The 22,938-nt window shown below is 39.8% G+C and carries 15 protein-coding genes, 1 other RNA gene and 1 pseudogene; 4 read left to right on the top strand and 13 right to left on the bottom strand.

Features of this window, described 5'->3' with window-relative positions:
• The 6 genes from gndA to RWM06_RS04810 all read right to left on the bottom strand — a co-directional run.
• Nucleotides 1-1,015 (bottom strand): NADP-dependent phosphogluconate dehydrogenase (gene gndA, locus RWM06_RS04835; RefSeq protein ID WP_313970299.1); only part of this gene is annotated, 1,015 nt, incomplete at its 3' end.
• A gap of 75 nt (nt 1,016-1,090) precedes the next feature.
• A complete protein-coding gene (locus tag RWM06_RS04830) occupies nt 1,091-2,509 on the bottom strand; it encodes a cell division site-positioning protein MapZ family protein (protein ID WP_313970298.1) in 1,419 nt (472 codons plus the stop codon).
• Between the two features lie 12 nt (nt 2,510-2,521).
• On the bottom strand, nt 2,522-3,679 hold the full coding sequence (locus tag RWM06_RS04825; RefSeq protein WP_313970297.1) for a class I SAM-dependent RNA methyltransferase: 1,158 nt from the start codon (nt 3,677-3,679) through the stop codon (nt 2,522-2,524).
• Nucleotides 3,680-3,763: 84 nt separating this feature from the next.
• Nucleotides 3,764-4,145, bottom strand: an RNA gene (gene rnpB, locus RWM06_RS04820) — RNase P RNA component class B.
• Between the two features lie 20 nt (nt 4,146-4,165).
• Complete coding sequence (gene gpsB, locus RWM06_RS04815) at nt 4,166-4,492, bottom strand: cell division regulator GpsB (RefSeq protein ID WP_313970296.1); 327 nt, start codon at nt 4,490-4,492, stop codon at nt 4,166-4,168.
• Nucleotides 4,493-4,564: 72 nt separating this feature from the next.
• A complete protein-coding gene (locus RWM06_RS04810; protein ID WP_313970300.1) occupies nt 4,565-5,092 on the bottom strand; it encodes an SLOG family protein in 528 nt (175 codons plus the stop codon).
• A gap of 66 nt (nt 5,093-5,158) precedes the next feature.
• Here RWM06_RS04810 and recU point away from each other — a divergent pair, with 66 nt between their 5' ends.
• Nucleotides 5,159-5,755 (top strand): Holliday junction resolvase RecU, encoded by a 597-nt coding sequence (gene recU, locus RWM06_RS04805; protein ID WP_313970295.1) that lies wholly within the window; start codon nt 5,159-5,161, stop codon nt 5,753-5,755.
• On the top strand, nt 5,752-7,935 hold the full coding sequence (gene pbp1a, locus RWM06_RS04800) for a penicillin-binding protein PBP1A (RefSeq protein WP_313970294.1): 2,184 nt from the start codon (nt 5,752-5,754) through the stop codon (nt 7,933-7,935). The genes recU and pbp1a overlap by 4 nt, the downstream gene beginning before the upstream one ends.
• Before the next feature lie 143 nt (nt 7,936-8,078).
• Here the strand turns inward: pbp1a and RWM06_RS04795 are convergent, their stop codons facing one another.
• The 5 genes and pseudogenes from RWM06_RS04795 to RWM06_RS04775 form a co-directional block, all read right to left on the bottom strand.
• Nucleotides 8,079-10,058, bottom strand: a complete 1,980-nt coding sequence (locus RWM06_RS04795) for a peptide ABC transporter substrate-binding protein (protein ID WP_313970293.1) — start codon at nt 10,056-10,058, stop codon at nt 8,079-8,081.
• Nucleotides 10,059-10,259: 201 nt separating this feature from the next.
• A pseudogene (locus RWM06_RS04790) lies at nt 10,260-10,857 on the bottom strand (NAD(P)-binding protein).
• Nucleotides 10,858-11,218: 361 nt separating this feature from the next.
• Nucleotides 11,219-13,177: a peptide ABC transporter substrate-binding protein gene (locus RWM06_RS04785; RefSeq protein WP_313970292.1), complete on the bottom strand. Its 1,959-nt coding sequence runs from the start codon at nt 13,175-13,177 to the stop codon at nt 11,219-11,221.
• 204 nt (nt 13,178-13,381) lie between these two features.
• Nucleotides 13,382-15,349 (bottom strand): peptide ABC transporter substrate-binding protein, encoded by a 1,968-nt coding sequence (locus tag RWM06_RS04780; protein ID WP_313970291.1) that lies wholly within the window; start codon nt 15,347-15,349, stop codon nt 13,382-13,384.
• Between the two features lie 171 nt (nt 15,350-15,520).
• The gene (locus RWM06_RS04775) at nt 15,521-17,131 is read right to left on the bottom strand and encodes an alpha-glucosidase (protein ID WP_313970290.1); all 1,611 of its coding nucleotides are present in this window, start codon (nt 17,129-17,131) and stop codon (nt 15,521-15,523) included.
• Nucleotides 17,132-17,283: 152 nt separating this feature from the next.
• Between RWM06_RS04775 and RWM06_RS04770 the strand changes: the two genes are divergently transcribed.
• Together RWM06_RS04770 and RWM06_RS04765 are read left to right on the top strand one after the other, a co-directional pair.
• Nucleotides 17,284-18,768, top strand: a complete 1,485-nt coding sequence (locus RWM06_RS04770) for a DUF1846 domain-containing protein (protein ID WP_313970289.1) — start codon at nt 17,284-17,286, stop codon at nt 18,766-18,768.
• Between the two features lie 94 nt (nt 18,769-18,862).
• Complete coding sequence (locus tag RWM06_RS04765) at nt 18,863-19,345, top strand: S-ribosylhomocysteine lyase (RefSeq protein ID WP_313970288.1); 483 nt, start codon at nt 18,863-18,865, stop codon at nt 19,343-19,345.
• 60 nt (nt 19,346-19,405) lie between these two features.
• Here the strand turns inward: RWM06_RS04765 and RWM06_RS04760 are convergent, their stop codons facing one another.
• Nucleotides 19,406-21,511 (bottom strand): ATP-dependent Clp protease ATP-binding subunit, encoded by a 2,106-nt coding sequence (locus RWM06_RS04760; RefSeq protein WP_313970287.1) that lies wholly within the window; start codon nt 21,509-21,511, stop codon nt 19,406-19,408.
• Nucleotides 21,512-21,957: 446 nt separating this feature from the next.
• Nucleotides 21,958-22,938 (bottom strand): phospho-N-acetylmuramoyl-pentapeptide-transferase, encoded by a 981-nt coding sequence (gene mraY, locus RWM06_RS04755; RefSeq protein WP_313970286.1) that lies wholly within the window; start codon nt 22,936-22,938, stop codon nt 21,958-21,960.

Raw genomic sequence — 22,938 nt, 5'->3', positions numbered from 1 at the left:
GTGCGTATGAAATGATTTTTGAGAAGTAAAGGGCTTGACGGATTTTTTCAATCAACTCAGCCTTGTCTCCTTCAAATTTGAAGTCAGCTGGTTTTGGAAGGACCTTGCTAGCATGCACACGTTCTTCTTTGTAAGTTGAAATGTAGCGAGCAAATACTGACTCAGTGATGAGTGACAATGGTACACCAAGGTCAAGTGATGATTGGCTAGTCCATTTACCAGTCCCCTTGTTACCTGCAGCATCAAGGATGTAGTCTACGATTGGTCCAGCTTGACCTTCATCGTCTTTACGGCTCAAGATATCAGCTGTGATTTCAATCAAGTAGCTGTCCAATTCACCCTTGTTCCACTCAGTAAAGATTTCAGCCATGTCTTCTGCAGAAAGGCCTAGCAAGTGTTGCATCAAGTCATAGCTTTCTGCGATCAATTGCATATCACCATACTCGATACCATTGTGAACCATTTTCACATAGTGACCAGCTCCATCAGGACCGATGTAAGTCACACATGGTTTGCCATCTTCTGGTGCTTTAGCTGAGATTTCTTCAAGAACGTCCGCAACCAATTCGTAGGCTTCTTTTTGTCCACCAGGCATGATAGAAGGACCTTCAAGGGCACCTTTTTCACCACCAGAAACCCCAGTACCGATAAAGTTGATACCTGAGTTTGCCAATTCTTCATTACGACGGATGGTATCTTTGTAGAAAGTGTTTCCTCCGTCGATCAAGATATCACCCTTGTCAAGGTGTGGAAGAAGGGCTTGGATAGTAGCATCCGTACCAGGTCCAGCTTGAACCATGAGCATGATACGACGAGGTTTTTCGATTGAGTTTACAAAACTTTCAACGTCATAGCTTGGTACAAAGTTCTTTTCAGGATGGCAAGCAATTACATCTTCCGTTTTTTCTTTACTACGGTTGTAAATAGCAACTGTGTAACCACGAGATTCAATATTAAGGGCAAGGTTACGACCCATTACGGCCATACCTACGACACCAAAGTTAGCTTTTGTCATTTGACACTCCTCTTGTTTGATTTGTTTTATTTTATCATTTTTACTTTTGAAAAGAAAGAATTTTGTAACGACTGCTTAGTAGTCCAAGGCATCCGCATGTCCAGAACCATTTCCAACAAAGTATCCTGTCTTACAGTTAAGGGTAAAGAGATAGGTTCCATCTGGCTTGTAGAGGTTGTAATAACCATTGCCATTAACGATATTAACACGTTCAAGTATATATTGGTTACCAGTGATATAACCACGTGAACGTGAAGTCGCTAAAATTTGTTCCAAGACACCATCCTCGAAATCCCAAGCAGAGTTATTGCTATCATCAATAGCAGACTGGTTATAAGAAACACGACTAGCACTTCTTTGAACAGCAACTCCTGCACTTGATACACCCATATTGACTTCACTGCGAGTACTTCTAGTTTCAGTTGAGGCAGTATTTGAGCTACTTGGGCTTGTCTCACTAGTAGTATTTGAGCTGGCTTGACTAGAATTTGAACTGCTAGTTTGACTTGAACTTGAGCTAGAAGTACTTGTTTGCTGGCTCTTACCAAGACTGATAGCCTTATCTAGCACTTTATCAAGCTCGGTATTCCCAGTTTTAATATCTGTAAATTTAGCATTCGATCTGGCTTTGGCATTGGTATCCAAGACACCATCCACAATAGCTGGCTTCTCAAATTGTGCATTGACATCTTGAATAGCCTTGATTTGCGTTGCTAGACTATCATACTTAGATTTGGCAAGCGTATGTTCACGACTACCTTCCAGTTTATCAAGTAGTGTCTTAAGTTGACTCAGTTTATCAAACTGGCTATTTTTCAAAGCCGTTTTGTTGCTATCCGTGTAGAAGGCATCATATAAATTATTAAATTCTTCCGCTTCTGCCTGCGTGTTTGTAGTTGATTGAGAAGTCTGAATTTCCTTGGTCGAACGCGCTACTTGACGATAGACATAATAAGCAGTTCCAAGGATAAGAACCGCTAAGGCTACTAGAATCCCATAAATCACCCATTTTTTCTTACTTTTTTCATCTTCACTATCCGTTACTCGAGAAAATGTTGGAACTTCTTCCTCTCCAAACAATTGTATTTCTTCAGTCTCAAATTCTTCGGCAAGAGGAACTTCTGAAATGCGTGTGAATTCTAAATCATCGAACTGACTCAAGTCATCTTCTGAATCTGGAGAATGAACTCCTGTTTCCTCACGGAGCTCTTGAAGCAAATTGTCTAGAGTCTGAGTCTCCTCTATCTCTTCTACCTCTTCTTTTTCAACTAAATCATCCTTGCTAAACTGACGCGTTTCAAACTTATCTGCCTCAATTTCATCCTTATGTTGTTTCACATACTTGTCCAAGATAGAATCTCCAGGCAATACACCTGCTTCCACTTCTTCATTTTTACGCATAGCTTGTCCAACTGTTAGCTCTTTGGCATCATCAAAATCAAATCGCGCTTCTTGACCTTCTTTTTTATGACGATTCCGTCTTTTCTTACTCATGAGTTTTCCTTTCTACTTTACTTCCTGGCGTTTAACACGCTGACCAAAATATTGATACAAATCCACTTTTAAGGTTCCATTGTACAACTTACGTTTCTTATCCGCCTGACTACCGTATTTGGTCTCAAAGGCTTCATCACTGGTTAAGATAAACTTGCTCCACGTTTTCAGAGGCGCAAATACTTGACCCATCTCAGCATAAAGCTTGGTAACCCCTTCATCATCTGACAAACGTTCCCCATAAGGCGGATTGGAAATAATTACTCCATTGATTTTATCAGAACGTAAATCCTGCACGCGCATCTGCTTAAAGGTAATATCTCCTGCAACCCCTGCCGCCTGGGCATTAGCCTTAGCAATTTCCACCATACGTGCATCGATATCACAGCCCATGATATCCAGTTCCAGCTCACGATCCAGTTTTTTAGCTGCCTTTGTGCGCACTTCTTGAATCAAGCGATCACTAATCCAGTGCCATTCTTCAAAAGCAAAAGAGCGACGAAGTCCTGGAGCCATCTTTCTAGCAATCATAACTGCCTCGATACAGAAGGTTCCTGAACCACAGGTCGGATCAATCAGAGGCTTGTCTGGGAACCAGTTAGAAAGTTGTAAAATAGCTGCTGCCATATTTTCCTTGATAGGAGCGCCACCTTTTTCGGTACGATAGCCTCGTTTAAAGAGGCTAGATCCTGTCGTATCAATCATGACAGTTACTATGTCTTTAAGAATAGAGACCTCAATCTTAAACTCTGGACCATTTTCCATCAGAGGAACGCCTTCTGGACGGGCATAGTGTTTCTGCAACTTCTTAACAACAGCCTTCTTTGAAATAGCCTGTACACTTGGCTCATTGTGAAGTTTAGATTTAACACATTTAGCTTTTGAAATTGGGAACCGAGCTCCAAGCGGTAAATAATTTTCCCAATCTAAGGTGTAAACTCCTTGAAAGAGCTCTTCAAAAGTCTTAGCAGGGAAAGATCCAACGATGATCTTGATACGGTCCGCTGCTCGAAGCCAGAGGTTAGTTTCGATGATGGCTCGTGCATCTCCTTGAAAACGAACACGTCCATTTTCAACCTGACAATCGTAGCCCAGCTCTCTCACTTCTCGTCCCACAACAGCTTCAAGACCTGCTGCTGCAGTAGCGATTAAATTAAATTCTTTTTTCATTTTCAGTCTTATAAGACCTTTCTATATGTCCACTTTAAAAAATGAGGTTGAGAAAGTTTTCTCAGCCCCAACCTATATGCAATTTTCTATAAGCCATGTTTTGTTCCAGAAGTGACTAGGACCACTTCCTTCGATAATCATCTGTCTACCACTAACAGCATAGAGCTGATAGCAGTCAGAGTACTACGTTCGTTTCCGTGCACTCCATGCCCCGACCAAAATTTGGGTTGCTAGCTTGAGGGGTTTACCGCGTTCCACTCTCTCCGTTTCCAGAAAGACTCCGTCACTGTGGCACTTTCAAGCCTACTCTGACCTATCAAAAGACTTAGCCATTTCAACTGCCGTAACGATTACTCGTCCCTAGGCTTATGGTTTCGCCTAGCACAAACACTACAGGCATCACAGCCTGTGCTAGCATGGACTTTCCTCATGAAAAGAAATTCTCTCCACGCGATTATCCAAAAATTGCACCTTTTAAATAAGCTCTTATAAATCAGAGTTATCCAAAATTTGTTTTCCAAATACTTCTTTTTCGAGACGATTCAAGCGTTTCAAAATATCAAAATTCGTCATAGAGCTTGTAGTTGCCGCTTCAAGAGGCTCTGCTTGAACTGGTGATTTTGGTTTACGAGACAATTCTTCCTTTAACTCAGCAATTTCTTGACGGAGAGATTTAACTAGAGCAGCATAAGTTTCATAGTCCTTGATGACATCATCCAAAAATTCATCAACTTCAACCTTACTATACCCGCGAACTTCACGTCCAAATTCTTGCTCAAAAATATCTTTTGCTGTAAAAATAATACTTGCCATCTCTCTCTCCATTCTCGATTTCTAATAGTATTATTATATAAAAAAAGGCAAACAAAAATCAAGGTCAAAGGCTTACTTTTCAGAAAAATTTTCTGCTAGCTCATTTAAGTCTTCAAAGGTTAGCCTTTTTATACGATAGCCTTCCTGATTTGTCATCAAGTTGTCCATAAATTTTAATTTTGTCTCATTTTCTGGATCATGGAAAAAATAGGCTAAATCAGTATTTTCCAGCAAAAATCGTTGGTAGTCACGCATCTGTCCCATGTTTTCATACTTAGGATAGGCATATTTAACAAAATCTACCTGCTTAAATTGGCTAAGCTTAACCTGATTCGCTTCATTCCAACTTTCCCCGTGTGTTTCAAAATCAAAAATAGTCGCTAGGCTAAAATCATACTCGTCTTTCATTTCACTTGCAATATCGAGAACCCAAGATTCAAATCCTAAATTCCCTGTAAATACCAGCCATTTAAGCCCCTCTTCTGCTAAACTTTCTAAATCCCTTCGAATCGCTTTCTTTATAACTTTTAACCTGATATCCTTTTCATTAAACACACCCAAGTCGAAGTTAGAATAGCCCATAATTAAAGCTGTAGTCATTTTTGCACCTTTCTTTATACTTTTATGGTATAATAGAGTGATGTTATTGTACCAATAAGGAGAAATATGGTCAACTATCCTCATAAAATTTCATCAAAAAAAAGTCAAACATCTATTTCTCAACCAAAAAATTTCGCAAATCGAGGAATGACTTTTGAAAAGATGATTAATGCTACTAACGACTATTATCTAATGCATGGCATGGCCGTTATCCATAAAAAGCCAACGCCTGTTCAGATTGTTCGAGTAGACTATCCTCAACGGAGTCGAGCCAAAATTGTAGAAGCCTATTTTAGACAAGCTTCCACAACGGATTACTCTGGCGTATATAGAGGACATTACATTGACTTTGAAGCCAAGGAAACACGACAAAAGAATGCTATTCCAATGAAGAACTTTCATCTTCACCAGATTCAACATATGGAACAAGTTCTAGAACAGCAGGGTATTTGCTTCGTACTGCTTCATTTTTCTTCTCAACAAGAAACTTATTTGTTGCCGGCACTTGATTTGATTCGCTTTTTTCATCAAGATAAGGGTCAAAAATCAATGCCACTTGGATATATTCGGGAAAACGGATATTTAGTGAAGCCAGGTGCTTTCCCTCAAATTCCCTATCTCGATATTATCAAAGAACATTTACTAGGTGGTAAAACAAGATGAAAAAACAAACTATCCTGCGAATAGCTAAGTATGTAAGTATCGGCTTCTTAACTATAGTCATCGCAGCTGTTGTCCTAGGCGGAGGGCTTTTTCTCTACTATGTTAGCAAAGCTCCAACCTTATCTGAAAGTAAATTAGTCGCGACAACCTCTAGCAAGATTTATGATAATAAGAACGAATTGATTGCTGATCTTGGAGCGGAACGTCGCGTAAACACTCAAGCCAATGAAATTCCTACAGACTTAGTCAAAGCTATTGTATCTATCGAAGACCACCGTTTCTTTGATCATAGAGGTGTTGATACTATTCGTATCATAGGAGCTGCATTACGAAACCTCCAAGGACAAGGGGGACTCCAAGGTGCTTCAACCTTGACCCAGCAATTGATTAAATTAACTTACTTTTCTACTTCAACTGCTGACCAAACCATATCACGTAAAGCTCAAGAAGCTTGGCTAGCAGTTCAGCTAGAACAAAAAGCAACCAAGCAAGAAATTCTGACCTATTACATCAATAAAGTCTACATGTCTAACGGTAACTATGGAATGCAAACCGCAGCCCAAAATTACTATGGAAAAGACTTGAAGGAATTAAACTTGCCACAATTAGCACTCCTTGCTGGAATGCCTCAAGCACCAAACCAATATGATCCTTATTCCCATCCAGAAGCTGCTCTCGAACGTCGTAATTTAGTACTTTCAGAAATGAAAGACCAAAATTACATCAGTGCAGAACAATATGAAAAAGCAATTAATACTCCTATCACCGATGGTCTCCAGAGCTTAAAATCAGCCAATAGTTATCCAGCCTATATGGACAACTACCTCAAAGAAGTAATCGACCAAGTCGAACAAGAAACTGGCTACAATCTTCTTACCACAGGTATGGAAGTCTATACTAATGTCGATAAAAATGTTCAACAGAGACTTTGGGATGTTTACAATACAGATGAGTATGTTGCTTACCCAGATGATGAAATCCAAGTAGCATCCACTATCGTAGATGTAACAAATGGTAAAGTACTTGCTCAGTTAGGGGCCCGTCACCAATCAAGTAATGTATCTTTCGGCATTAACCAAGCCGTGGAAACAAACCGTGACTGGGGTTCTACTATGAAACCCATCACTGACTATGCTCCTGCATTAGAGTATGGAGTTTATGACTCTACTGCAACTATTGTACATGACGTTCCTTATAATTATCCTGGTACTGATATTCCCGTCTACAACTGGGACCATGGCTACTTTGGAAATATTACAATTCAGTATGCACTTCAACAGTCACGTAATGTCACAGCGGTTGAAACTCTTAATAAGGTTGGTTTAGACAGAGCAAAAACCTTCCTCAATGGATTAGGTATTGACTATCCAAGCATACACTATGCCAATGCCATTTCAAGTAATACACCTGAATCCAACAAAAAATATGGTGCAAGTAGTGAAAAAATGGCCGCTGCCTACGCAGCTTTTGCTAATGGTGGTATTTACCACAAACCAATGTATATCAATAAAATCGTCTTTAGTGACGGTAGTGAAAAAGAATTTTCTGATGCTGGTACACGAGCTATGAAAGAAACCACTGCCTATATGATGACCGAAATGATGAAAACTGTATTAGTCTACGGAACAGGACGTGGTGCCTACCTACCATGGCTTCCACAAGCAGGTAAGACAGGTACTTCTAACTATACTGACGACGAAATTGAAAAGTATATCAAGAACACTGGCTACGTAGCTCCTGATGAAATGTTTGTAGGTTATACTCGCAAATATGCAATGGCTGTTTGGACAGGTTACTCAAATCGTCTCACTCCAATCATTGGAGATGGTTTCCTCGTAGCTGGTAGAGTCTATCGATCAATGATGACCTACCTCTCAGAAGATAACCGCCCTGGAGATTGGACAATGCCTGAGGGCTTATACAGAAGTGGAGAGTTCGTCTTCCAAAACGGAGCAAGAAATACTTGGAATACTACAGCTACACAACAAACACAGTCAGTAGAGAATTCCTCTACAACAACTGAAACTTCAACTACACAGGCAAATACGACGGTTGGTCAACAACCCAATAATGCTCCAGCAACTGATCCTAATCAAGGACAAGCTGGCCAGGCTGTTCAACCGACACAACCAGTACAACCAACGCCACAAAATCCACAAGTTCAACAGCAACCACAATAGTAAGATGAAGAAAATCCTGAGAATAGAAACTCAGGATTTTTTCTACAAAAAATTAGCCTCATCATCTCTGAAAGTGAAGGTAGTCATCAATTCATCTTCGAGAAAGCAAAAGAAGTTAGCTAAAAACTAACTTCTTATTTGATCTATTTCACATGTTTTGCGAGTTCTTCTTGCGCTTTTTTATTGGATTCTTCTTTTTCTTTCATCCATTTATCTTGCGCTTTTTGGTATTCATCTGCAGTGACTGCCTTGTCTTGAAGTTCAAGATATTTGTATCGGAGCGGATCGCTTGTTCCCTTGTTCCCTGAGAAAGAGAAAGGTAAAGTAAATGGTACCATTTTAGACAAGATTGGACGACCTGTACGAGATGTCGTTGGAATGACTAGGGCACTATCTGTTAGCCAAGCTTGAGCTGCAGCATATTTGTTATACCGTTTCGTAACATCTGTAGTTTCTTCCCCTGCTTCATTGACCATTTTATCATAATCATTGAGACCAACCTTCTTAGCCGCCTCATTGTCTTTTCCTGAATCAAATCCTAGGTAAGTTCTCGTATTTTCCCCTACAGAAGGCTTGATGATATCAAGATAAGTTGATGGATCCGAGAAGTCTGGTCCCCATCCAACGTTATCAGAAATATCCCAATCCTCACCAGCAGCAGTTTGTGCAAATAAAGTAACATTAAGCACTTCATCTTTTTGCAATTGTTGAATATCAATAATGACATTATCAGTTCCTAAAGTCGCTTCCAAGGATTGTTTCATAGATTGGACACGCTGAACTTTTGTAGTTGCTGTCTGGTCAACTGGCATATCTAGATGAATTGGGAAGGTTACACCCTCAGCTTGAAGAGCAGTCTTAGCTTTGGCAAATTCTGCTTTAGCTTTTTCAGGATTGTACAGACCGTCTTGAGCATCAGCAAGGTTCACATCCTTCCATTCATCCCCGTAAGTCACCAATTTTTCTTTGACCATATCACCAAAGTTCTTACCATCTGCTTGAACAAATGTTGGTGGAACAAAGATATTACGTAAGATTTTGCTTGCTCCAGTTTGTCCATTTAGCTGAGAGGCATAGGCTGTACGATCAAAACCAAAGGCAATAGACTGGCGGAAATCCTTGTTTAAGAGAGCCTTTTTAGTTGAAGTCTTTTGTTCTTCACTAGTCTTTGAAGTATATTTATAGGACTGACGGTCGATGTTTGTCCCTACTACATAAGTTGTAGAGTCCTGTTGCGTATAGACAATATTATCTTTCATCTCTTTCTCAAGTTCTGCGAAACTTGCACTTGTTGGATAGAGACGAGCTGCTGAAAGGCTACCATCTTTAAAGTTTTCTGCAGGTTTACTAGTATCTTGACCATCCCAGAATGACAATTTAACTTTGTCAATATGAACATTGTCTTTATCCCAGTAATTAGGATTCTTCGCAAATTCAACAGTAGATTTAGTCACAATGGATTTCAACAAATACGGACCATTATACAAGATACTACTTGGATCTGTTGCTTTAGCAAAATCATCCCCTTTTGAGTTCAAAAACTCTTCATTAACTGGTGCCAAGACACCCATGGTTGTTTTAGAATTCCAAAAACTTTCAGGTTTGTTCAAAGTGTATTGGACTGTTTGATCGTCAAGGGCTTTAATTCCAACTTGAGAGAAATCTTTATTTTCCCCTTTAGCATAAGCGTCCAAACCTTTAATCGAATCTTGTACCAAGTAAAGAGCTTCAGATTTCTTGTCTGTCGCATATTTAAGACCTGTTACAAAGTCTTGAGCCTTGACAGGAGCATATTCTTCTCCTTCTGATGTGTACCATTTGGCATCCTGACGAATCTTATAAGTGTAAGTCAAGCCATCTTTAGAAACTGACCAGTCCTCTGCCATTGATGGAACCAAATTCCCATAGCGGTCACTCTCCAACAATCCATCAATCACATTACTAGTAATGTCAGCAGTCGCTGCCTTACCAGTTGTTAAGTAGTTGAGATTATCTGGGTCTGTCTCGTAGGTAAATGCGAAGGTTTTCTCAGCTTTTGAGGCTGTCCCACCAGAACATGCAGCTAGAACACCCGCTGCTAGTAAGGTAACTCCTGCGAGTGCCAATACTTTTCTCGTTTTCATAAACTTCTCCTTTGCTTTTCTATCCATTATAGACCCTTTTTTAAACCTTGTCAACAGAATTTTCAGAATTTTTTAAAATTATTTTTTTAAACATTGCATCTGCAAAAATATGAATAATATCAAAAAACCTCAACTACATTAAGTAGTCAAGGAATTATTGATCATATTTCTAAAAAGCAACTGGTACGCAGTTTTAATTATTTAATCTAACTCATTTCTCGCACACTGCAGCGCTGCTCCAATTACTTGGTGCATATCGTAATAACGATAGTGTCCTAATCAACCACCAAAGATAACATTCCCTTGCTCATCAGCCAATTTTTTATATGATTTATACAAATGATTATTCCGATCATTATTAACTGGATAATAAGGCTCATCACCTTTTTCCCATGTTTTAGAATGTTCTTTAGTTCAGGAGTTTTACCATTTAAAACCACACGTTGCTCATCAATCTTAGCTTGTGTTTCTGCTGGCGTTACAACTCCCAAAAGTTTATTGAAGGTATTCATATTAAAAGGTGGGTTATAAACCTCTCACTTATAATTTGCAACAGGAGAGTTGGTATAACGGTTAAACTCTGCAAACTGATTCACATAATCCCAAATCTACTTATCCGAAGTATGGAATATATGAGCACCATATTGATGAACTTGGATTCCTTCCTCTTCACGAGTATAGATATTACCCGCGATATGATTTCGTTTTTCAATGACTTTTACTTTTTTCCTTTTAAGGCTGCTTCATGGGCAAATACTGCACCAAAAAGACCAACACCAACAATAAGATAATCGTAGATACGATACTCCTTCAATTCAAAACATACTATATTTCAATCAAGTTATTCCTAAAAGTAATACTGAGTAAAGACCGGCTAGCAAACTAAAGTGATCGCTACAGCCAGCTCAAAAAATACTTTAAAGTTTTATACAAAACTAATAAGGTTAGTAATAGACTTACGACGAGAAGATAATATTTGCATAGTTTTTAATAGATTTTCAAACAATATCAGCAAGCCTAGAAATACTAATCAATTCTAGCATAAAGCAATAATTTTTTCAGCTACAAATATAATGAGTAAGTCAAATCAAAAAGACAAGCATCAAAAAATGATGATTGTCTTCATAGGATAAATTTCTTTTCGGAAAAACTAGTTTATCTTATTTAACATGATTTTCTGCTTCTTTTTGAGCTTTTTCAATTGCTTTTTTGCTTTCTTGCTCCCATTTGGTCTTGGCTTCTTCATACTGTTTGATCGTAACAGTATCTTTTTGCAGTTTCATATACTTATAGTTATAACCGTCCCCCTTGATACCGACTAATGAGTATCCTCTTGTAAATGGTGTCACTTTTGTCACAGAAGCAGTTCCACCTCCTGACATAGCAGACATAATGAGAGAGTTATCAATCATCCAAGCCTGTGCTTCAGCATATTTCTCGTAACGTTTGGCTACATCTTTATTTTCACTATCCGCATCTTTGAGCATTTTAGTGTAAGTATCCAAACCTAGACTAGCAATCTTCGCTTTATCGTCCTTGGCATCTAGACCAAAAATCTTGAGATAGAATCCATCCTCTGCATTGAAAGGATTGAGATAAGTTGATGGATCCTGATAATCCGCTACCCAACCATCAAAACTTAAATCATAATCTCTTGCATCGGGAGTAGGAGCTAAGAAGGCTACGTTATTATACTCATCTGTAGAGAGTTGCTGAACATCAATAACAAGATTATCAGCACCTAAAACTGATTCAAGAGTCTGTTTCACAGAATTCATACCAGTCACAGCATTTTTATTCGTCTGATCCACAGCTATATCCAAGTGAATTGGGAAGGCCACACCTTGACTTGCCAAGTCTTTTTTGGCTTCTGCAAATTTTGCTTGGGCTTTTTCTTTGTTGAAATAGGCATCCTGCGCATCTGCTAGGTTCATACCTGCCCACTCTGTTCCATAGTTGACCAATTTAGAAGCGACTACTTCTCCAAAGGTCTTGTCTCCAACTTGGACAAATGTAGGAGGCACTAGGGTGTTACGAAGGGTCTTACTCGCCGCTTCTTCCCCATTTGACTGAGCAGAATAGGCTGTGCGGTCCAAGGCAAAGTTTACTGCTTGACGGAAGTTTTTGTTCAAGACAGCTGTCTCAGTTGACTTCTTCTGCTCATCTGTCGTTTTAGCAGTGTGATTGTAAGCCTTGCGGTTGACATTGAAATTGAAGTACCAAGAAGTCTTGTCCTGCAAGCTATAGACGATATTATCCTTATATTTCTCTTTGGTTTTAGCAAAGTTAGAACTATTTGGATAAACCCCAGCGATAGAATAAGCTCCACTTTCAAAGTTACGGATAGTCAATTCTTGGTCTGAACCATCAAAGTAAGCCAATTTTACGTGTTCAATCGATACTTTGTCATGATCATAGTAATGCGGATTTTTCACATACTCGATCGATGATTTTGATGTGAAGTCTTTTAACAAATAAGGTCCGCTGTAGAGAATGCTATCTGGAGATAGGGTTCCAAAATCTTTCCCTTTTGAATTTAAAAACTCTTCATTTACTGGGAAAAGAATACTGTTGGTTGTTTTTGAATTCCAGTAAGGCTCTGGGCGTGTCAAAGTATACTGAACAGTCTGGTCATCAATGGCCTTCACCCCAACCTTAGAAAAGTCAGAATCCGCTCCTGTAATATAATCATTCAAGCCCTTGATCGAGTTTTGAATCAAGTCAATGGCCTGTGATTTATTATCCACTGCATACTTGATACCTGTCACAAAATCTTGTGCCTTGACTGGGGCGTACTCTTCACCATCAGCCGTGAACCATTTGGCATCTTTTCTCAATTTGTAGGTATAAGTCAGACCATCGCTTGAAACAGACCAGTCTTCTGCCAAAGATGGAACTAGGTTTCCGTGATTGTCATTTTCAAGCAAACCATCAACTAGGTTGGTTATAATCGATGTATTATCGGCGTAGTAGTCTAGTAAATAGTTAAATGTAGTTGGATTTCCACTAAAGGTTGATGAGTAAGTTTTTGTATCTGAACCTGATTGACCGCAAGCAACTAAAAGCAAAGTAGCCGCAAAAGTCAGGCCTGCACTAAGGACACGCTTTTTTGTATTCATCTTCTTTCTCCTTTATGTCAGTTTTTATAACATAAGTTTATTTTACCAAATTAGTAGGAATTTGTAAAGTTAATTGAATTTCTAGAATGGAAGTTTATAAACTCTAGGCATTAAAAAAACAAAGGATTTCTGTCTTTCGTACAGTCTTCCCTTGTTTTTATACGATTTATTAATTAAAAATTATTTGTGAAAACAAGCCTAGACTCATTTTACGTGTTTTTCTAAATCCTTTTGATACTGAGCATTAGATTCTAGTTTTTCCTTTTGCCACTTTTTGAGGGCTGCCTCATACTCTTTCGTTGTGACAATATCATTTTGAAGTTCCATGCCTTTAAAAATAAATGGATCCCCTTTGATACCAACTTGTGAATAAGCTTTAGTAAATGGTACAGCACGACTTACCATAGGAGAACCTCCTGAAGACGCCACTGGAATAAGGAGAGAACTATCTGTTACCCAAGCTTGAGCCTTAGCATATTTCTCATAACGTTTGTCAAGATTAGTGGTCTCAGAGGCAGCTTCATCCAAGAGCTTCTTGTATTCATCCAAGCCAACTTTCGCCATCACTTCAGGATCCTTGCCCTTTGTTATACCTAGATGTTTCAAGGCAGAACCCTTCTTAGCATCTAAAATATTGAGATAGGTTGCTGGATCTTGATAATCTGGTCCCCAACCTGTTCCATTCAAATCATAGTCTTTTTGTGTTGGAACTTTAGCTTGAGAAGTGATACTTTCCTTCTCGTTATCTGTCATTTGAAGAACATCTACAATGACATTCTCCGTTCCAAGCGTTTCTTCAATTGATTGTTTTAGCGAATTGGTTTGTTGAACCGCAACTACATCTGTCTGTTCTACTGGCACATCCAAATGAATTGGGAAACTTACTCCCTTAGCTTGCAATTCTGACTTCGCTTTTTCAAATGCAGATTTAGCCTTTGTAGGATTGTAAATTGTATCCTTACCATCTGTGAGAGTCACATCTTTCCACTGTTCTCCATATTTCAGTAGTTCATCCTGAGCCAGCTGCCCGAAGGTCTTCCCTGCTACTTGAACATAATTATCTGGCACTAGACTATTACGAATAATCTTATCCGCACCTTCTTCACCGTTTAATTGGGCCGTATAGGCGTGGCGATTGAAGGCAAAATTAATTGCTTGACGGAAATTTTTATTCAGCATGGCTTCTTTTGTAGAAAGCTTTTGTCCTTCATCTGTCTTGGCTGTTTTATTATATGATTGACGATTTACGTTAAAAGTAAAGTAATAACTAGTTGCTTCCTGGGGACTATAAATAATCTGATCTCCATATTTCTCTTTGGTAGAAGCAAAACTTGAACTATTTGGGAAAAGTCTCGCTGTATTATATGCTCCTGTAGCGAAACTACGAATAAGGGATTCTTGATCTGATCCGTCATAGAATGTTAATTTTACATTATCAATCTTGACATTTTCCTTATCCCAATAGTTAGGATTTTTTTCATATTCAATCACAGATTTAGAAATCAAAGATTTCAAAAAATATGGACCATTGTAAAGAATACTTGATGGGGTTGGCGCTCCGTAATCCTTGCCTGTTGCATTCAAAAATTCTTCATTTACAGGAAGCATGGTTGCTGTTGTTACTTTCGAGTTCCAAAAACTTTCTGGTTTATTAAGGGTATATTCTACCGTATAATCATCAAGAGCTTTAACACCTACAGTTGAAAAATCATTGGTCTCACCACTAACATAAGCCTCCAACCCTTTGATTGATTTTTCAATCAAAGAAAGACCATCTGACTTAGCATCTGCTGCATGTTTCAGACCTGTAACAAAATCCTGCGCCTTAACTTCTGCATACTCCTCTCCTTCAGAAGTATACCACTTCACTCCCTTACGAAGTTTGTAAGTGTATGTCAAACCATCGGCTGAAACAGTCCAATCCTCTGCTAAAGATGGAACAAGATTCCCATATTTATCATTCTCTAAAAGACCATCAACAACATTACCAATCACGTCAGAGGTAGAACTTTTACTCGTAACGCTATAATCCAAGGAAGATGGATCCACTGCATAAACATAAGAAAAGCTCCTCGGGGCATCTGCTTTCTTATCACTTTTACCACAAGCTGCCAAAAGAAGGGCTGCACTCATCGTTAATCCTGCTCCTAAAATCCACTTTTTAGATTTCATAACTAAACTCCTTTAATAATATGTTATTTCCACCATTATACTCTATTTTATTATAAAAGCAAGAGCTTTTGACAGATTTTTTAGAAAATTCTAAAAAATATTTTTAAAAGAGTTCTCTAAAAAACTTTTAGCAAAAAACCTCAAACTCTATAAGCTTGAGGTCCCCACTTTTTAGTCAGTCATTTCCACACAGAAAGCATCCCATGGAGCTAATATTTGTTTTTCAAAGACTTCTTGAGCTAGGGTGTTTTCAATCAAGACAGATTTGACGTTTCCTTCTACTACCAAGGCTTGTTCTTCATTGGACAAGTTAGCCACAACTAGGAAACGACGGTCGCCATCTTTACGGATATAAGCAAAGACCTTGTCAGCTGTTTCCAATAGTTCAAAGTCAGCTCGAATCAGCCAGCTATTCTCCTTACGGATTTGAACCAGTTTCTGATAAGTATAGAAAATAGAATCTGGATTTGCCAGTGCTTCTTGAACATTGATTTCTTCGTAGTTTGGATTGACTGGCAACCAAGGCTGACCTGTCGAGAAACTGGCGTTTTTGCTCTCATCCCATTGCATAGGGGTACGGGCATTATCACGTCCGATAACACGGATACTATCCATGATTTCTTCCATCGGAACGCCTTTTTCAAGAGCTTCACGCGCATAGTTGAGAGATTCAATATCTTCTACTTGGTCCAGCGTTTCAAACGGATAGTTGGTCATCCCAATCTCCTCACCTTGGTAGATATAAGGTGTTCCTCTCATGAGATGAAGCAAGATGGCAAAGGCTTTGGCAGATTTTTCGCGGTATTCTTGGTCATTTCCCCAGATAGAGACAATACGAGGGAGGTCATGATTGTTCCAGAAGAGCGAATTCCAGCCATCTTCAACTCCTAACTCTGTCTGCCATTTGTTGAAGATTTCTTTCAACTTAGCGATATTCAGCTCTTTTTGATAATGCCATTTAGGTTGTCCTTCCTGATACTGAAGACAGATATGCTCAAACTGGAAGACCATAGACAACTCTTGCCCCTTTGGATCTGAGTAGAACTTGGCAATCTCTGGCGTTGCTCCCCAGGTCTCTCCTACTGTCAAGAGATCTTTGTCGCCAAAGGTCGCCTGATTCATCTCCTTGAGATAGGGATGGAGCATAGGTCCATTATTAACTACTTTCTCGTCAGGAATTTTCCCAATCATGTCAATAACATCCATGCGGAAACCAGCAATGCCTTTATCAATCCAAAAGTTCATCATCTCATAGATTTTCTGGCGAAGTTTTTCATTTTCCCAGTTAAGATCAGGCTGTTTCTTGCTGAAAAAATGGAGATAGTATTGACCTGACTTTTCATCGTATTCCCAAGCAGACCCACTAAAGATAGACTCCAAATCATTGGGTTCGTCCCGCCAGATATAGTAGTCTCTCTCAGGGCTATCAGGATTTTCACAGGCCTCGACAAACCAAGCATGTTCATCTGAGGTATGATTGACCACCAAGTCCATGATGATACGAATATCACGCTTCTTAGCTTCCGCAATTAGTTGGTCCATGTCCTCCATAGTCCCGAAAATAGCTGCAATCGCTTGATAATCAGCAATATCATATCCATTATCATCCATAGGGCTGTCATAGACGGGAGAAAGCCAAATCGCTGTGATTCCTAACTTAGCTAGATAGTCTAACTTACTGGTAATACCTGGCAAATCGCCAATTCCATCTCCGTTGCTATCCATAAAGCTCTTAGGATAAACTTGATAGACTACGGCATTGTGCCACCATTTTTCTTGCATCTTCTTACCTCATTATTTTCATAATCTACAGTCTATGATAGCGCTTTTCAGATTTTTGTGCAAGCGTTTGCCTAATCTTTTTGATTCCTTTTTTAACTCCATAGTTTCCTAACTTCCAATTTTTTATTATAATAGAGGTCAGAGGTAAAAAAATGAAAAAACAAGCTTTTAGTTCTGAACAATATTTGAATCTACAGCGCGACCATATTTTGGAGCGCATTAACCAATTTGACGGCAAGCTCTACTTGGAGTTTGGTGGCAAAATGTTAGAAGATTTCCACGCTGCTCGTGTTCTTCCTGGTTATGAGCCTGACAACAAAATCAAGCTCTTGCAGGAGTTGAAAGAGCAAGTTGAGGTTGTGATTGCCATTAACGCTAGCAACATCGAACATTCCAAAGCACGTGGTGACTTGGGCATTTCTTATGACCAAGAAGTTCTTCGTTTGATTGACAAGTTCAATGAGCTGGGAATTTTTGTCGGCTCCGTGGTCATCACACAGTACGCTGGTCAACCTGCTGCAGATGCCTTCCGCAACCAACTTGAGAAAAACGGAATTGATTCTTATCTTCATTATCCAATCAAAGGATATCCGACGGATATGGATCACATCATTTCTCCAGAAGGTATGGGGAAAAACGACTACATCAAAACCAGTCGCAACTTGATTGTTGTAACCGCTCCTGGACCTGGTTCTGGAAAATTGGCAACCTGTATGTCCAATATGTACCACGACCAAATCAATGGTATCAAGTCTGGTTACGCTAAATTTGAAACCTTCCCAGTTTGGAATCTTCCCCTTCATCACCCAGTCAATTTGGCCTACGAGGCTGCCACAGCTGACCTTGATGATGTCAACATGATTGACCCCTTCCATCTCCAAACCTACGGAGAAACCACTGTCAACTACAACCGTGATATCGAGATTTTCCCAGTGCTCAAGCGCATGTTGGAACGCATTCTAGGAGAGTCTCCATACGCTTCACCAACAGACATGGGTGTCAACATGGTTGGTTTCGCTATTACAGATGATGAAGCTGCTGTCGAAGCTTCTAAACAAGAAATCATCCGCCGTTACTATCAAACTGTTCTTGATTTCAAAGCCGAAAAAGTGGGCGAAGCTGCTGTCAAGAAAATCGAGTTGCTTATGAATGACCTCGGTATCACACCAGCAGACCGTAAGGTTGCTGTCGTTGCGCGTCAAAAAGCAGAAGAAACTAGCGGACCAGCCCTAGCCCTTGAATTGCCAAGCGGAGAAATTGTCACTGGTAAGAACTCAGAGCTCTTTGGCCCTACAGCCGCTGCCTTGATCAACGCCATCAAGAAATCAGCTGACATCGCTAAAGAAGTAAAACTAATCGAGCCTGAAGTTGTCAAGCCAATCCAAGGTCTCAAAATCGATCATCTAGGTAGCCGCAATCCACGCCTGCATTCAAATGAAATCCTGATTGCTCTTGCCATCACAGCTACAGAAAATCCTGATGCTGCTCGTGCTATGGAAGAGCTTGGCAACCTCAAAGGAAGCGAAGCCCACTCAACCATCATCTTAACCGATGAAGACAAGAATGTCCTTCGCAAATTGGGTATCAATGTAACCTTTGACCCTTACTACCAATACGACCGCTTGTATCGTAAATAAAGATTTGAACCTCTCCAGCCTCGGAGAGGTTTTCTCTCTGCCTCAAGAGCCGGCTTTATGTTATAATGAAAGAAGAAAACTGAAAGGATCTACCATGTCAAAAGAAGTTATTGTTGAAAGTTTTGAACTTGACCACACTATTGTTAAAGCACCCTATGTTCGCTTGATTGGGGAAGAAACAGGACCAAAGGGAGATGTCATCTCCAATTATGATATTCGTTTAGTGCAACCCAATGAAGACTCTATCCCTACTGCTGGCCTTCACACTATCGAGCACCTCTTGGCCAAACTCATCCGTACCCGCATTGACGGTATGATTGACTGTTCACCATTTGGGTGCCGTACAGGCTTCCACATGATTATGTGGGGACGTCACACCAGTGCTGAAATCGCGGCTGTTATCAAGGATTCGCTCAAAGAAATCGCTGAGACTACTACTTGGGAAGACGTCCCAGGAACAACCATCGAATCTTGCGGTAACTACAAGGATCACAGCCTCTTTTCTGCTAAAGAATGGGCGAAACTCATCCTTAAACAAGGGATTTCAGATGATGCCTTTGAGCGTCATGTGGTCTAAACACAAAAGGAACCAGTTTTTTCAGCTGGTTCCTTCTTTTTTTATTTTTAAAATTCTGTCTTAGGCTTTTTCACGAATAACCAAACCACCATCTTCCATATCTGCTTCCAGATGTTTAGCATCCAAATGATCCAAGTGGAAGTCTGTTACCTTATCACGAATTTCTTGTTCAACTACACGACGGAGTGGACGAACACCCATGACTTCATCATAACCTTCTTCTGTGATATAGTCTTTAGCCGCTTGACTGACTACCAAGTCAATGTCTTTCTTAGCCAAGGTTTGGTTAACTTCAGCCAACATTAAGTCCACAATCTTAGAAAGATCTTCCTTAGTCAAGTGTGAGAACTCAATGACTGCGTTAAAGCGGTTGAGGAATTCTGGACGGAAGAATGGTTTCAAACGGTCCATCAATTCTGGTTTATCCGCATCTTCTGTCAAGTTGGCTTCATAGCCAAATCCAGCATTTGATGTCGCAATAATGACAGTGTTCTTGAAGTTTACTGTATTTCCTTGACCATCTGTCAAACGACCATCATCTAGAACTTGGAGGAGAAGGGTAATGACTTGAGGATCAGCCTTTTCAATTTCATCCAAGAGAATGATAGAGTATGGATTGCGACGAACACGTTCTGTCAAGGTATTGCTATTGTCATCATAACCCACATAACCTGCTGTTGTACCAATTAGCTTAGAAACGGCTGTGCGGTCACTGTATTCAGACATATCCAAACGGATGATTGCGTCCTTGGTTCCAAACATATCCAGCGCCAATTGCTTAGCAAGTTCTGTCTTACCAACCCCAGTTGGTCCTACAAAAAGGAAGCTGCCGATTGGGCGATTACCTTCATCAAAACCGGCACGGTTACGACGGATAGCACGGGCTACAGCTTCAACTGCCTTATCTTGACCGATTACCTTATCTTGCAGACGATGAGCCATATCTTTCAAACGTTCGATGTCTGATGCTCCCATCTGTGAAACTGGAATACCCGTCATTCGTTCTACAGATTCAGCCACATCGTTGACACTTGCAGTCACTTTCATATCTTCTGTGTGGTTTTCGATTTTCTTTTCCAATTCTGCAATGCGTGTTTTATAGTTTAGAGCTGCTTCAAAATCTTCTGCCTCGACTGCTTTTTCTTGCTTGTCTTTTTCTGATTCAATTTCACGTTCAACAGCATGTACATCTGTTACAGGATGTTGTGCCGCCAAGTGAGCTGCCGTAACATCGACAAGGTCGATAGCCTTATCTGGCAAGCTACGTTGAGGAATGTATTGTACAGAATAATCCACCGCCGCTTTCAAAACTTCATCTGGCAAGATAACATTGTGGTGTTGTTGATAGAGATCACGAATTCCTTGAAGGATTTTATATGTATCCTCTGCTGAAGGAGCATTGACCTTGACTTCGTTGAAACGACGAGCAAGAGCAGCATTCTTCAAGATGGTGTTACGGTATTCGTCTTGAGTTGTTGCCCCAATCACTGTCAATTCTCCACGAGAGAGAGCTGGCTTGAGAATATCCGCAAGTCCCTTAGAACCACTGTCTCCACCAGCGCTACCAGCACCGAGGATTTGGTGAATTTCATCAAAGAAGAGAATGATATTTCCCGCTTCTTTTACTTCATTGACTAAGTTTTGAACGTTTTCTTCAAAGCTACCACGGTATTGAGTCCCAGCTTCAAGTCCTGAGATATCAATGGAAATAATTTCCTTATTCTTAATAGCAGCTGGAACATCACCATTCACAATGGCTTGTGCTAGACCTTCGACAACGGCTGTCTTACCAACACCTGCATCCCCGACCAAAACAGGATTGTTTTTGGTACGGCGTGAAAGAATTTCAGATGTTTCTTGAATTTCCTTGTTTCGTCCGATAACAGGATCCAGCTTGCCCTCACGCGCTTCTGCAGTCAAGTTTCGACCTAGTTTTGCAAGGACACCATCTTGTTTCATACCTGAAGCCTGTTGTTTCATTTGTCCATCAGATTCTGCATTTCCTGCTAATTGACCAGTCGCACGATAGTGAGCAAATTCCTCAGGTGTCACTTCACGTCCATTAATCAAGTAACGACGATTTTCAGAACTGTATCCTCGCATACCACCCATCAATTGGTTAAATAAATCATCCATGTTGTTAAAATTATTAAAGTTGTTATTCATATTCTTTACCTCTTTTTATTTACTTAGTTTTGATTACTGATATTGACTATCTTTGACCTTTGTTTTAAAAAATTTAGACTAGCTAAATCGCTACTCTACGTACTATTTCTGGTTTTTCTTTTTCAAGCAGGAGTAGACTATCTTTACTTCTGAAGATTTCTAGATTAAACATAGACCCACCTCTTTCTTTTTTACTTTAAATAAGCGTTCTAGTAAGGCATTCATTTACCTTACGTTCATAATATACTACATTAGTCAGAAAAGGTCAAGAGATTTGACTTTAATTGACCAATATTTTTTTACACTCTTCAAAACACGTTCGCTTCGTCTTATCTACAACCTCAAAACCGTATTTTGAGTATCCTGCGGTTAGTTTCCTAGTTTGTTCTTTGATTTTCATTGTGTATTTAAACGTAAAAACACCCTGAAACATCAGGGTGGCATTCTTACATCAAATACAAAATTGCTAGTGTCAGGAGACTTGCTAGAAGTCCTACTCCCCAAAAGAAGAAGTCAACCTTCCACTCGCTCCAAGGATTTCCTTTACCAGACAATCCTCCAAGCTCAAAATGGTGATGCACAGGCGTCATACGGAAAATACGTTTGCCACCAGTCATTTTGAAATAGCCGACTTGCATCATAACCGAAGTTGTTTCAAAGACATAAACAATTCCGATAATCAAGAGAGTCCATTCTTGGTGGAGGGCCATTGAGATAGCTGCCAGCATTCCACCTAGGGCCAAACTTCCCACATCTCCCATAAAGACCTTGGCAGGCTTATGGTTAAAGACGAAGAAACCAAGCAAACCACCAATCATGGCAAGAATCACTAGAAGAATATCCATCTGACCTTGTACATATGCAATAACTCCATAGGCAGACAAGCTAATCACAACGGAAATACTAGCTAAACCATCAATTCCGTCTGTCAAGTTTACTGCATTTGAAAAACCGACTAGCCAGAACAGAGCAAAGACAATATAGAAAATTCCTAGATGCACTTGGTAGCCAAAGATTGAAAGCATATCGCCACCTCGCTCATAGAAAAGATAAAAGATAACTCCACCTAAAAGCTGAAGAGCCAATTTTTGCTTGGGATTTAGCCCCTCATTGATTTTGCGAAAGACTTTGAGAAAGTCATCTAAAAATCCAACCAAGCCATACAAGACCAAGATGAACAAAATCATTCCCACATTATTGGTCAATTGTTTTGAAAAAATAGCAACAAGAAAACTCACCACAACTGCAGCAATGAGGAAAACAAGTCCCCCCATTGTGGGCGTGCCAGCTTTTGCCTGGTGCTGTTTGACATCCTCATGCATCTGCTGGCCTGTAATTTGCGCCTTTCTATAAAATTGGATAAAGGCCGGAATTCCTACTAAAGTTAGTAAAAATGTCACAATTCCAGCACTGATGGAAATAAACAT

This window comes from uncultured Streptococcus sp., assembly GCF_963516575.1.
Taxonomy (GTDB): domain Bacteria; phylum Bacillota; class Bacilli; order Lactobacillales; family Streptococcaceae; genus Streptococcus.
The sequence above is the reverse complement of the archived record's forward strand: the minus strand, read 5'-3'. Positions and strand labels throughout refer to the sequence as shown.

What these genes read in the sequence shown, in the direction of transcription:
- RWM06_RS04830 (WP_313970298.1), bottom strand. Translation starts at nt 2,509, where the DNA reads ATGAGTAAGAAAAGACGGAATCGTCATAAAAAAGAAGGTCAAGAAGCG.
- RWM06_RS04825 (WP_313970297.1), bottom strand. Translation starts at nt 3,679, where the DNA reads ATGAAAAAAGAATTTAATTTAATCGCTACTGCAGCAGCAGGTCTTGAA.
- gpsB (WP_313970296.1), bottom strand. Translation starts at nt 4,492, where the DNA reads ATGGCAAGTATTATTTTTACAGCAAAAGATATTTTTGAGCAAGAATTT.
- RWM06_RS04810 (WP_313970300.1), bottom strand. Translation starts at nt 5,092, where the DNA reads ATGACTACAGCTTTAATTATGGGCTATTCTAACTTCGACTTGGGTGTG.
- recU (WP_313970295.1), top strand. Translation starts at nt 5,159, where the DNA reads ATGGTCAACTATCCTCATAAAATTTCATCAAAAAAAAGTCAAACATCT.
- pbp1a (WP_313970294.1), top strand. Translation starts at nt 5,752, where the DNA reads ATGAAAAAACAAACTATCCTGCGAATAGCTAAGTATGTAAGTATCGGC.
- RWM06_RS04795 (WP_313970293.1), bottom strand. Translation starts at nt 10,058, where the DNA reads ATGAAAACGAGAAAAGTATTGGCACTCGCAGGAGTTACCTTACTAGCA.
- RWM06_RS04785 (WP_313970292.1), bottom strand. Translation starts at nt 13,177, where the DNA reads ATGAATACAAAAAAGCGTGTCCTTAGTGCAGGCCTGACTTTTGCGGCT.
- RWM06_RS04780 (WP_313970291.1), bottom strand. Translation starts at nt 15,349, where the DNA reads ATGAAATCTAAAAAGTGGATTTTAGGAGCAGGATTAACGATGAGTGCA.
- RWM06_RS04775 (WP_313970290.1), bottom strand. Translation starts at nt 17,131, where the DNA reads ATGCAAGAAAAATGGTGGCACAATGCCGTAGTCTATCAAGTTTATCCT.
- RWM06_RS04770 (WP_313970289.1), top strand. Translation starts at nt 17,284, where the DNA reads ATGAAAAAACAAGCTTTTAGTTCTGAACAATATTTGAATCTACAGCGC.
- RWM06_RS04765 (WP_313970288.1), top strand. Translation starts at nt 18,863, where the DNA reads ATGTCAAAAGAAGTTATTGTTGAAAGTTTTGAACTTGACCACACTATT.
- RWM06_RS04760 (WP_313970287.1), bottom strand. Translation starts at nt 21,511, where the DNA reads ATGAATAACAACTTTAATAATTTTAACAACATGGATGATTTATTTAAC.
- mraY (WP_313970286.1), bottom strand. Translation starts at nt 22,938, where the DNA reads ATGTTTATTTCCATCAGTGCTGGAATTGTGACATTTTTACTAACTTTA.